Annotated in this window: 10 protein-coding genes; 6 read left to right on the forward strand and 4 right to left on the reverse strand. The window is 67.9% G+C overall.

What is annotated here, in order from left to right:
* Positions 1-6: 6 nt before the first annotated feature.
* From M6D93_RS04540 to M6D93_RS04555, 4 genes are all read left to right on the forward strand, one after another.
* The gene (locus M6D93_RS04540; protein WP_249773172.1) at positions 7-348 is read left to right on the forward strand and encodes an ArsR/SmtB family transcription factor; all 342 of its coding nucleotides are present in this window, start codon (positions 7-9) and stop codon (positions 346-348) included.
* A 4-nt stretch (positions 349-352) separates the two neighbouring features.
* Complete coding sequence (locus tag M6D93_RS04545) at positions 353-871, forward strand: SRPBCC family protein (protein WP_249773173.1); 519 nt, start codon at positions 353-355, stop codon at positions 869-871.
* Positions 871-1,491: a dihydrofolate reductase family protein gene (locus tag M6D93_RS04550; protein ID WP_249773174.1), complete on the forward strand. Its 621-nt coding sequence runs from the start codon at positions 871-873 to the stop codon at positions 1,489-1,491. The genes M6D93_RS04545 and M6D93_RS04550 overlap by 1 nt, the downstream gene beginning before the upstream one ends.
* A 211-nt stretch (positions 1,492-1,702) precedes the next feature.
* Complete coding sequence (locus tag M6D93_RS04555; RefSeq protein WP_249773175.1) at positions 1,703-2,209, forward strand: hypothetical protein; 507 nt, start codon at positions 1,703-1,705, stop codon at positions 2,207-2,209.
* 563 nt (positions 2,210-2,772) lie between these two features.
* Here M6D93_RS04555 and M6D93_RS04560 read toward each other — a convergent pair.
* The 3 genes from M6D93_RS04560 to M6D93_RS04570 all read right to left on the reverse strand — a co-directional run bounded on the left by M6D93_RS04560 (position 2,773) and on the right by M6D93_RS04570 (position 5,874).
* Positions 2,773-4,842 carry a cyclic nucleotide-binding domain-containing protein gene (locus tag M6D93_RS04560; RefSeq protein WP_249773176.1) on the reverse strand — a complete coding sequence of 690 codons (2,070 nt, stop codon included), beginning with the start codon at positions 4,840-4,842 and terminating at the stop codon, positions 2,773-2,775.
* Positions 4,843-4,927: 85 nt separating this feature from the next.
* Positions 4,928-5,086, reverse strand: a complete 159-nt coding sequence (locus M6D93_RS04565) for a hypothetical protein (RefSeq protein ID WP_249773177.1) — start codon at positions 5,084-5,086, stop codon at positions 4,928-4,930.
* Between the two features lie 71 nt (positions 5,087-5,157).
* Complete coding sequence (locus tag M6D93_RS04570) at positions 5,158-5,874, reverse strand: Crp/Fnr family transcriptional regulator (protein WP_249773178.1); 717 nt, start codon at positions 5,872-5,874, stop codon at positions 5,158-5,160.
* Between the two features lie 373 nt (positions 5,875-6,247).
* Between M6D93_RS04570 and M6D93_RS04575 the strand changes: the two genes are divergently transcribed.
* Positions 6,248-9,262 (forward strand): ATP-binding protein, encoded by a 3,015-nt coding sequence (locus tag M6D93_RS04575; protein WP_249773179.1) that lies wholly within the window; start codon positions 6,248-6,250, stop codon positions 9,260-9,262.
* On the opposite strand, the gene M6D93_RS04580 is transcribed toward M6D93_RS04575, so the two are convergent.
* Positions 9,259-9,918: a hypothetical protein gene (locus M6D93_RS04580; protein ID WP_249773180.1), complete on the reverse strand. Its 660-nt coding sequence runs from the start codon at positions 9,916-9,918 to the stop codon at positions 9,259-9,261. The genes M6D93_RS04575 and M6D93_RS04580 overlap by 4 nt on opposite strands.
* A 209-nt stretch (positions 9,919-10,127) precedes the next feature.
* Here M6D93_RS04580 and M6D93_RS04585 point away from each other — a divergent pair, with 209 nt between their 5' ends.
* Positions 10,128-11,765, forward strand: coding sequence for an ABC-F family ATP-binding cassette domain-containing protein (locus M6D93_RS04585; protein ID WP_249773181.1), 1,638 nt, complete (start codon positions 10,128-10,130; stop codon positions 11,763-11,765).
* The last annotated feature ends 268 nt before the right edge of the window (positions 11,766-12,033 follow it).

Here is a 12,033-nt window from a genome sequence, read left to right on the forward strand (position 1 = left end):
AGGAACATGGCCCGAGCCGCAACCACGTCAGACGTCTTCAACGCGATTGCGGAGCCGCAACGGCGGGCGATCCTGGTGCTGCTTCGGACGGGTGAACGGCCGGTCACCGACCTGGCCCAGGAGCTGGGGATGACCCAGCCAGGGGCGTCGAAACACCTGAGGGTGCTTCGGGAGGTCGGGTTGGTGCGAGACCGCAAGGCAGGAAAGCAACGGCTCTACGGCCTTGACGCCCGCGGGCTGCGGCCGGTTCACGAGTGGGCCGGCGGCTTCGAGCGGTTCTGGAACGAAAGCTTCGACCGGCTGGACGTGTACGTGCAGGAACTGAATGAGACCAGGCAGAAGGAGTAGCTCAATGAGCGCTGTAGGACAGGGAACGCCGGTGCAATCGGCCACGGCAGACCGCGAGATCGTGATCTCACGGGTGATCAATGCCCCACGAGAGCTGGTGTTCGAGGCCTTCACCGAGCTCCGGCACCTGTCGCGATGGTGGGGACCGGAAGGTTTCACCACCACGACGCGGGCGTTCGAGTTTCGCGTTGGCGGGGAATGGGATTTCGTCATGCACGGGCCGGACGGGACGGACTACCAGGAGTGGATCACCTGGACCGACATCGCGGCGCCCGAGCGAATCACACTGCTGCACGGCGAGTACCGCAGCGACCCGAACGCCTTCGTGTCGGTGCTCACGTTCGTGCCCGACGGCGCCGCGACCGAGCTCGAGCTGCGCACGGTGTTCCTGACAAAGGAACTGCGCGACGAGGCCGTGGAGCAGTACCACGCGATCGAAGGTGGCGAACAGACCGTGAACAACCTCTCGGCCTACCTCGCGGCCTACCTCGCCGAGAACGCGCCGAAACGAGTTGAGGACTGATGGCAGGCACGGTGTTCTTCAGTGTGTCGATGTCGCTGGACGGGTTCATCGCCCCCGAGGCCGCCGAGGAATTGATGGGGCGGCAATGGATGGAATTGCAGCGTTGGGTCTTCCCGCAGCGGTTCTTCCGGGAGAACCTCAAGCTCGGTGGGGGCGGCGAGGAAGGGCGCGACAACGACATCCTGGGCGAGACCTTCGAGCGCACCGGTGCGAGCGTGATGGGCAAACGCATGTTCGATGCCGGCGAGCAGGCGTGGCCAGAGGACGCGCCGTTCCACACGCCGGTTTTCGTGCTCACGCACGAGAAACGTGACCCTTGGGAGCGGCCTGGCGGGACCACGTTCTACTTCGTCAACGACGGTATCGAGTCCGCGCTCGGCCTGGCCCGCGAGGCCGCCGCAGATCGCGACGTCCGCATCGCAGGCGGTGGCGCGACGATTCTTGAGTACCTGAACGCCGGTCTGATCGACGAGTTCGCGATCGCACTCTCGCCCGTCCTGTTCGGCACCGGTGTTCGCCTGTTCGACGGTGTGGACGCCGCCCGCTTGGCGCTGGAGCCGATCCGCGCGGAATCGACGCCGCGGGTGACGCACCTGACCTACGCAGTACGGGCCCGGTGACCACCTCGACCGCGCTGGCATCCATTGTGCGGCCCGAACTATGGCGACACGCCGGGCGCCGGCCAAAGTCGGGTCGCACAATGCAGTAAGCGCGACGGGGAACCGCGACGGGGAACCGCGACGGGGAACCGCGACGGGGAACCGCAACGGGGAGATGATGGACACGCCATAGCTGGCCCGGTCTCGCGGGCACAAACGCTGGGAGGACGACGTGACGGCCGATGTCATCGTAGGAGTGGCGGGCGCCCTCGGTGGCGGCGTGGTCGCGTCAGCCACCTCGTTCCTCACGCTTCGGGCCACCCACCGCGCCGAGCGCCAGCGCTGGATCGCCGATCGCGAATGGGAGCACGCCACCGATGTCGCGCGGGCCCGGCGCGAGGCGTACTCGACCTTCCTCGCGCACGAGAACGCGATCATCATGTCCGCCGCCGCAGTGGCCAACCGGCAGCTGGGACGACCGCCGCTCGGTCACATGCCCGATGACCAGGTGCCGGTGTATCAAGGGCTTCAGGATGCGTACGCGACGGCGCTGCTGTTGGCCTCCGCATCCACTCAGGCGATGATCATCGAATGCCAACAGTGGCTGGATGAGCTGGTGTGGGCTTCCTGGAAGGGACAGGACCGTCCGATGCCGCGCGACGATCTCCACAACGACGTGCTCGCCGCGATGCAGCGGGACGCGGTAGACCCGCCAACCCGCGGCGCCGTCGAGGCATGATCGTGAACGCGTAGGGATAAGGAACGCTTTTCTGAATTCATCGGCCAAATGCTCATGATGCATGCGGTAACTCGCCTCCGGCGGCTATGTGAGCTACCAATTCGTTCAGCTGAGCGGGTGGCAGCAGGCCACCGCCGACAAACTCGCCAAGGTCGCCGAAGGTTTCCGCGCCAAGGTCACCGCGCCGGTAATCCTCGCATCGACGTTGTCCGTCAGATGCAAGCCGAGCGCGTTCCGGTGGCTGCCCAGGCTCCGTCCGGCGCGAACGAGCAGATGACCGCCAACCGGGGACAGAGCAACGGGCAGGATCCGCGGGCCAACGCTCAGGCTAGGCAACAGACGGCCCAGCGAGCGTCGGATATGAAGATCGTGCCCCGCGACGAGGTGCCGGACATCCCCCGGCAATCGCGGTCGCAATCGACCTCGTCTCGCCAGTCGGCCGGCAAGGACGGCCCGCGAGCGCAGACCATTCCCAGCACGAGGGCGCGGACGGGCGCGTCTTGCCAACCCCTGATCCGGGTTCTTCCGAGCGATCGCCTCAGGGGCCTTCGCCACGGTGGCGGTCAGTGCTGGTGCGGCTGGCTCTGGGCATCGTTCAACCGCAGCGTTCCGCGGTGGAAACCGGCCGCGACGAACGTGGTGAAACCGTCGCGATCCAGGCGGAAGAGCCGGGTCGGTGTGGCGGCTCGGACTGTTGCGGCGCGCGGGGACTCGCAGAGCAGGGCTCGTTCGCCGACGTGTTCGCCGGCGCTGCGGGTTGCGATCGTGGTCCCGTTTTCGATGATGTCCAACCGCCCGGAGCCGATGACGTAGAACGCGTCGCCTCCCTCGCCCTGGGTCATGATGGTCTGCCCCGGGGCGACAGCGATCCAGGTGCCCTGGGCGGCAAGCAGGCGCAGGTCGTCGGCGGCGAGGTGGGCGAAGGGCGGCAGTGCCGCGAGTTCGTGGAGTTGCTGCAGCGTCGGTGCGAATGCGGCCCCGACGGCGCGGCCGGCCAGCAATCGTTCGAACGCGCCCTTGGCCAGGACGAACACCTCCCCGCGCTCGGCGGCGCGCACCGTTGCCGTCCGCGGAGCCCCTTCCAGCAGTCCGAACTCGCCGAAGCCCTCCCCTCGCCGGACAGTGCGCAACACTCCGGTCGCGCCGTTCTCGACCACATCGAACGTCCCCCGGCGTACCAGGTAAAACGCGTCGGCAGTATCGCCCTGCTGGATGAGGACGCCTCCGCGCGGCACAGTTCGCAACCGGATGCGCCCGGCCACGTCGTTGAGCACCTCGACCGGCACGTCACCGAACAGTCCCGACGCGTCGAGGAGTTGCGCGGCCTCGACTCGCCACCGGCTCTGCAGCCGGAACACGATCACATGCGCTCGCGCGAGAACCGTCCGTGCCAGCGAACGAAGGGTCAACGTGGACGCCCGAACCACCGGTCCAAGGACGAACGCCAACACGATGATCAGCAGCAATTTGCCCGTCGCGCCGCCGTGCCACATGGTCAGCAGCGTGTCCCCGAATACGCGGCGCCAGAAGAACCAGGCCGAACCGAACGCGGCGATCGTGAACAGCACCCCGGCAATGCCGTAGGCGGCCAGTCCGACCTGGCGGTGGGTCAAACGTTCACGGCGGGCCAGTGTGAACCACAGATCACGTCGCACGAACGCGAGCGAATCCGGGCGCAGGTCGGGCAAGCGCAGCGCGTCGGACAAGATCCAGTACCCGTCCAACTCCAGGAAGGGAACGAGATTGAGGAACAAGACGAAGTAGTTGATGATCACGAACTGGAACAGAACGTTCGCCGATGTGCTTGTGGGGAAGGCCCAAAGCGTGATCGCGGCGACGCTGGTGCCGACGATCTCCAGGCCGGGTCCGGCCGCCGCCTGGAGCATCCGTTTCCCGCGGCTGAGCATCACCGCGTCCGAGGAGTCGATGAAGAACGACGGGGCGCCGAAGTAGATCCGGAATCCGGCCGACTTCACCCGGCGCTGGAAATGGACCAGCACCGCCGCGTGGCCGAGTTCGTGAATGAAGATGATGATGAGGTCCAGTGCTGCCAGGATCGCAAATACCACGCCGAAGTGCCGGTTCTGGATTCCGTAGTCGTGCGTCCTCGTCACCGAGGCGAAGGCCGCCGCCCCGAGCACCGTGACCACCGCAGCGATCGCGACACCGACCCGGCTGAAGACATACCGCAGCACGTGCCGATACAGGAACTGGACCAGCCGCTCGGCGCCGCTCCACTCCACCGTGAGCGTGCGGAGGAATGCGGCCAGCCGGCCGCTTACCGTCGGCGGATGCAGCGCGGCGCTCAGCGTGGCGCCGACGTCGAGGTAGCCGGCGCTCAGGAACCCGCCTTGTTCCAGCACCCGAGCGAGCCCGGCGACGCCGGAGGCATCGAGACCACCGCCGGTGGCCAGGCGATCGAGAACGATCTCGTTGACCGTGCGCCTGCCGTCGAACAGCGGGAGCAGGGACGCATCGTCCGGGGTGAGCCGGTAGAAGCTCACGTCGCGCGCGTTCCTGAGCACGACGATCGGATCACGGCCGGACACCTCAAGCGTCGCGGTCTCGGCGTCGGCGGCGAGGCAGGGGCGTTGTCGGCCCGGGTCCAGGCGCTCGGCCAGTACCGTCCACACACTTGCGGGCGCACCAGAACCGGGCCCTTGCGCGTGCGCGACCGTACTCAACTCGCGCGAAGCCGCCCTGCCCGAGGTGCTCGGCTCACGGCCAGCGGATGCCGCTGGTCTTACGGCCGGACTTGCGGATAACCTTCCCGACCCGGCTGATCGTGCGTTCGCCTCCCGCGTTGCCCTCGGTGTCGTTCGCCTCGGGGGCGGCAACGGCCTTCGGGTCAGCGGGCTTGATCTTCTTGTCGGTCATCGCGGGCTCCTACATCGGTGGTGGGCGCTGCTTGATGAAGTCATCGTGCGCGGAACCGTCCGCCGCGTCTGTCAGTCGGCTGACACTGCGTCGGCTGACGCCCGCAGGGCCTGCTGGTCCAGCACGACGATACGGCCACGGGCCAGTGCAATGACCCCGTCGAGCTGGAGCTGTTTGAGGACCTGGTTCGTCGTCGGCCTGGTCGTGCCGCACAGTCCCGCGATGTCCTCCTGGGTCAACGGGACGTCCACGGGTCCGGTCCGGGTGGCATAGGCATCGGCGAGGTCGAGCAGACAGGCCGCGATGCGCTGCGGCAGTGGCACGTACATCGTCTGCAGCAATTGCCGCGACAAGCGCCGCACCTCGGCCGTCAAGGCCTGCACCAAAACCTGGTCCACAGCAGGGTTCTTCGCTCGCAACGCCGTCATCTGGTCACGATGCACGGTGCGGACGGTGACGTCTTCCAGAGCAACCGCGGTGGCGTTGCGCCGGGCCGGGGAAATGACCGCGAGCTCACCGAACACGTCCCCGGCGACAAGCACCCGTAGCGTCGCGACCTGCCCCCGAGGCGTGGTCACCCGGATGGCGATCTTGCCCGCCTCCAACAGGTACAGGCAGTCACCCTTATCGCCCTCGTTGAAGACCGTCTGCCCCTTGCCGATTCGATGGCAGCGGGCCACCGCCAGGATCGCGCGTGCCTGTTCGGCCGGGACCGCATCCAGGATCGCCCACCGCACCGGCGTCAGCTCAGCTCCGGTAGCGGGACCGGGTCCGGGCGAACGCGGCACTTGCCACAGTGCAGCGCGTCCTCCACCACCAAGGCGTTGGGGACCCCCGCACGCTCGAACAGTTCGAGGATGAACGCCTGTGTCCGGACGTGGTCGGCACAAGTGCCGCGACCGCAGAACCGGCACGACCCGACCGCGGTGCGCGCACAAGTCCAGCAGTCCATTCGCTGATTGTCACACCCAATCCGACATTCCGCGTGACGTCGTCGAAATGTCAATCCTCACGTCCCGCTGATCGGCGGTGATGAACCGCGCGCCTCGATCAGAGCTGTCGGGCCGGTCCCGACGCGCATACACTCCGACTGGCCGGGGTCCCCGGCATGGACCGGTGAGGTGCCGAGCACTTGCCCGGGCGTGCGCGATCGGAGCGGCCATGTCTTGCGTACCGCGTCGTCCGGGGGCGAAAGAGGCCGGTCTCCCGTCGGGCGTGGTCACCTTCATGTTCACCGATATCGTCGGCTCGACGCGGTTGTGGGAGTCCGAGCCGCAACCCATGGCGGCCGCGATGGCTCGTCATGACGCGCTGGTCGAAGCTGCGGTGACCGGGGCGGGGGGCCACCTCGTCCGGCCTCGGGGCGAGGGGGATTCGCGCTTCGCGGTCTTCATCTCGGCGCGTAGCGCGCTCTCCGCGGCCGCCGACATCAGCCTGGCGTTACAAGCCGAAGTATGGCGGACGTCCTGTCCGGTGCAGGTCCGCACGGCCGTTCATTCGGGTGAGGCCGAGTTCCGCGCCGGCGATTACTACGGGGAGGTGGTCAATCGCTGCGCCCGGCTGCGCGGTGTGGCGCACCCCGGTCAGATCCTGGTGTCCGCGGCCACCGCGGCGGTGGCCGGACCCGTGCTGCCCGGGGAGCTGAGCCTGGCCGATCTCGGGGTGCACCGCCTCAAAGACCTGGCTCGCTCCGAGCATGTGTTCCAGCTCGACCATCCCGGGCTTGTGAACACGTTTCCACCGTTGCTGTCGCTGGATCGTGCTCGGCACAACCTACCGGTGCAGACCTCGACCTTCGTCGGACGCCAGGAGGAAGTTCGCGCGCTGACCACCGCTGTGCGCGAGAACCGGCTGGTCACGCTCACCGGATTCGGTGGAATGGGCAAGACCCGTCTTGCTCTGCACGTCGGTGCCGAGCTGGCGAAGGGCCCCGACGGTGACGTCTGGTTCGTCGATCTGTCCGGAGTCGACGACCCGGCTTCGGTTCCGGCCCGAATCGCGCAGGCGCTCGACGTGCGGTTGGGGGCCGACGAGCCGACCGACGCGCTGGTGGCAGCACTGCGCGATCAGCCGACCCTGCTGATCCTGGACAACCTGGAACAGATACTCGAGTGTTCCCCGTTCGTCGCAGCCCTGCTGGCCGCCGTTGAGCCACTGCGAATACTGGCCACGAGCAGACAAGCCTTGCGCGTTCGAGGTGAACGCCAGTTCCTGCTGCTTCCGATGCCCTCACCCGAACCGGGCGAGACGTTGGAAACGATCTCGACCTTCGACGCCGTCCGGCTGTTCCTCGACCGCGCCGTGTCGGTCAGACCGGAGTTCACCATCACCGCCGCAAACGCCTCGGCGGTCGCTGCGATCTGTGGCCGGCTGGACGGACAGCCGCTGGCGTTGGAACTTGCCGCCGCGCGAATGAAGATGCTGACGGTCGATGAGCTGACGCACCGTCTGGACGCGGGTCTGCAGATTCTTGGCGGGGGCTCACGCGACATCCCCGAACGGCACCGAACGCTGCGCGCAACGATCGCGTGGTCGGTCGATGCACTCGACGCCGAGGAGCGGGAACTACTTGCCGCGATGTCGATCCTGTCCGCTGTCGCCGACTTCGACCTTGTCGAGGCGATCGCGGGCGCCGACCTGGACGCGTTCGCGGCCCTCGAATCCCTCGTCGAGAAGTCCCTGGTCCGCCCTGTTGACGGTGAGCGGACCGGTTACGCCTTGCTGGTGAGCATCCGCCTGTACGCCGCCGAATTGCTCACCGACGACTCTCGCCGCGGGTACCGGGACCGGCACGCGGACTACCTGACCCGTCGGCTCAGGGAACTCGCGCAAGCCTCCGTCGTGTCCGATCAGGTCGCGTTCGTGATCGGTCAGCTGGATCACCTGCGTGCTGCCATCGCCCACCGTCGGGCGCTCGGGCCGCCCGCAGCGGAGATCGCCCTGCTCGCGGGTATCGAGGGATTCATGGTGCGGCTCGGCTACGCCTCGGAGTACCTGTCGATCTCCGAACACGTCCTTGCCCTCGACGCTCGTCCGGACGACCGGGTCACGATCCTGGCTGCACGGATGACGGCACGTCTGAACCTGGGTCTGGGCGTTGACCCCGCGGAGCAAACAGCTCTGCGGCTCAGCGCAGGTCAATGCTCCGATCCCATGAACCGGGCCATCGGGCTCGTGATGCTGCTGGCCACGACGCAGACCGCGTCGGAGTTCTCGGCTGCCCACGACGACGTGGATGACGCCCTCGCGCTCCTCGACGGCGCGCAGCTGCTGGAGTGTCAGCTCGGGCGCGACAGCCTGACCGCGCGGTGTCTGCGTTTTGCCGATCCCCCGCGGGCAATGGACGCGGCTCTGGCGTTGCTGGAAGCCGAGCCCGGTCTCGGATACGCAGACGTGGGCCGGATCCGCCTTGCCGCGCTGCTCCTGGATGCCGGGCGCGGTGCCGAGGCCCTCGACGTCACAGTCCCCCTGGCGGGCGCGACGTTGTCCTTCTCTCCGGAGTGGCAGACGCGCGCGCTCTGTGTTCGAGCTGAAGCCCTGCACGCTGTCGGTGACCTCGACGCCGCGATGCACTTGGCGGCGACAGCATTTCATCGAGAGATCGAGGAAGATCAGACGCCCAACGAGGCTGCGCAGGTGCTCGCTGATCTGCATCGCGTTCGTGGCGAGTTGGCTGAGGCGTTGGCCGCCCTCGACCGTGCGGACGGGCAGATGCCGCGGCCGCTCGGGGTTGTCGGTGCGGCGAACCTTTGGCGGCGCGCTGTCCTGCTTCGCCGGCTGGGCAGAGCCGACCAGCGTTCAGCTGACCTCGAGCATGCCATCGACCTATTCCTCGCCGAGCCGCTCTACGGGGTGCGCGACCTGTTGGCTTGCGCGGTCGAGACGGCCGTCCGGATCGTCCAAAAGCAGCCCGCGGACGCCGCGCGCCTCCTCGGCTGGGTCGATGCCAATCGTCGTGATTGGGTCCTGCCCTTCGGAATGGAGGAGGAAATCCAGCCGCTGGCCGCTCGGCTACTTCCCTCCTGGCAAGCCGAATACGACAACAACCGCCGCGGCGACCCGTACCCGGCGCGACCGTTGACGGTCTCACCACAACCGCCGTTGCGAGTCGCTCCGCATCAGGTGGACGCGGCGTCAGCGCAGGTGGATGCACAGGGGTTAGGCGGCGCGGTTTAGAGACGCTCCAGTGGCAGACCGCTGATGTCGACCGGCCCGGCGACGAGGACATGGCGGACGAAGACGAATCCGAGAGCGGGCTGCCCGGCACTGAGTTGTTCGCTGAGGTACTCCGGGTGAAGCCGGGGCGTGTCCAGTAATTCCTCGTAGGTGTCGGCGTCGAAGGGAGTGAACTCGTCCTCTGGCGGCGACGACCGGACCGTTTCGCCGGGTCGGCTGTTCAACCAGTGCGAGCGGCTGTCGTAGATGACGGCCGCTCGATGCGCGATGCGGTCCACGGGTATCCGTGCGACCCGACGCTGGAGCAGGTGTGAGGACGGAACGCCCAGGCGCTTGCGCGCTCGGACGAGCTGGACCGGGTCGAGGGCGGACAGGTTCACCGTGTCGCCCCAGGCAACCCCCAAATGCGGTACTTGCCATTGCAGGACGGACTCTCGGCCGGTCCACTTGGTGCGCTCTCGGTCGTAGACATCCGGGTGCACGACCCGCAGCGTGTTCAGGGGGAGCAGGTGCGTTCCGCGGAAGTCCTCGGCACACAGGTGGTAGACGAACGGCACGACGCGATTCTCCCAGCGGTCATCGAGCGTGGCCAGTAGCCCATTACCGCCTAGGGCCGTCGCCGAACCACTCGCGCGATCGGCTCTGCGGCGACGCATCGGTGGGCAGCGTGCCGTTGGGTCGCGCGACCTGCTGCTCCGGCGGCGTCGCGGCGAACACCTGAGCTTGTTGTCGTGCCGACGCGGCCACGGCAGTCGACCGGATCATCCCGAGCTGATCGACGTTCAGCCCCGGCTTTTGATCAGCTCCCGCGTTGCGTGGGTCAGCGCCGCGGAGCTCGCGGCGAGCCCGTAGACTTGCCCGCACCATGAGCGCGACTGTGCAGGCCGTCGACCTGGCGGCCGGTCATGGTGCGCGGGTGCTGTTTTCCAACCTGGACCTGGTGGTCGCACCTGGCGACGTCGTAGGGCTGGTCGGTGCCAATGGCGCGGGCAAGTCGACGCTGCTGCAGATTCTTGCCGGTGAGCTGGAGCCCGAGCACGGCGCGATCGTGCTGAGCCCGCCGACCGCGACAGTCGGGCATCTGCCGCAGGAACCGGAACGGCTCCCTGGAGAAACGGTGCTCGCCTTTCTCGGCCGGCGCACCGGCGTCACGGCTGCCCACGATGCGATGGAGGCGGCCGCGCACGCTCTGGCCGGCGATGATGCGGCCGCGCCCGACACGTACGCACTCGCGCTGGAGAGGTGGCTCGCCCTCGGCGGTGCCGACATCGACGAGCGGGCCGGTGACGTCGCGGCGGACGTCGGGCTGGGCATCGATCTCCGCACGCCCATGGCGGCGCTGTCGGGTGGTCAGGCCGCGCGCGCGGGGCTCTCGGCGCTGCTGTTGTCACGCTACGACCTGCTGCTGCTCGACGAGCCGACGAACGACCTCGACCTGGACGGGCTGTCGCGGTTGGAGCGGTTCGTGCACGAGCTCCGTACGCCGGTGGTCATCGTCAGCCACGACCGTGAGTTTCTTGCCCGCACGGTCACCCGCGTCGTCGAGCTCGATGCGGCGCAGCGCACGGTCGGGGTCTATGACGGTGGTTACGACAGTTACCTCGCCGAACGGGAGGTCGCCCGCAGGCATGCCCGCGAGGCCTACGACGAGTACGAGGGCCGGGTCGGTGAACTGAAGGATCGCGCCCAGATGCAGCGCAACTGGATGGCCCAGGGCGTCCGCAATGCCCGCCGCAAGTCGACCGACAACGACAAGATCAGTCGCAACAAGCGTACCGAGACGAGCGAGAAGCAGGCCGCCAAGGCGCGCCAGACGCAGCGCATGATCCAACGGCTCGACCTCGTGGACGAGCCTCGCAAGGAGTGGGAGTTGCAGATGTCGATCGCGGCGGCGCCACGCTCCGGCACCGTCGTGGCGTCGTTGGCGGGCGCGATCGTGCGGCGCGGCTCGTTCACGCTGGGCCCGATCGACGCCCGGGTCGAGTGGGCCGACCGCATTGCCCTGACCGGCGCCAACGGGTCGGGCAAGACGACGCTGCTTGCGGTACTGCTCGGACGGCTGCCTGTCGATGCGGGTACGGCCGGCCTCGGCTCGGGCGTCCGTATCGGCGAGATCGATCAGGCGCGCGGGCTGTTCCTGGGTCCGCAGGCGTTGACGCGAGCCTTCGGCGAGGCGGTAGCCGACTGGACCGAGGCCGAGGTGCGCACCCTGCTCGCGAAGTTCGGCCTCGGCGGTGAGCACGCCACCCGGCCGGCGCAGTCGCTGTCCCCGGGGGAGCGCACCCGGGCCGCGCTGGCTCTGCTGCAGGCCCGGGAGGTGAACCTGCTGGTGCTCGACGAGCCCACCAACCACCTCGACCTGCCCGCGATCGAGCAGCTCGAGCAGGCCCTCGACAGCTTCGACGGCACGGTGCTCCTGGTGACCCACGACCGGCGCATGCTGCAGACCGCTCGGGTCACGCGGCGCTGGAGCATGACCGCGGGACGGCTCACGCAGAGCTGAGTCGCGGCTGGTGTTCCGGCGTTCGATGCGGGTAAATGTCGCGTATTAAATGCGAGCACTTGGGGCGTGTGGGCGAACGCCTGGGAAGTGCGACCCGCGCGATCGCGTCTTGGCCCCTCTTGCCCTGAGGCGCACTCGTCCGCCTTTCACGAACACACCGATGGACAGCGACCGACGCGGACGATGATCCGGCGGCAGGTGGCGCGTAGTCATACCGACCGCGCCGGTTGAACAAGACAGGGTCTCGAATATCGGCCGGCCGGCCCGT

Origin of the sequence: Jatrophihabitans telluris, from assembly GCF_023516435.1 — a bacterium.
Lineage (GTDB): Bacteria > Actinomycetota > Actinomycetes > Mycobacteriales > Jatrophihabitantaceae > Jatrophihabitans_A > Jatrophihabitans_A telluris.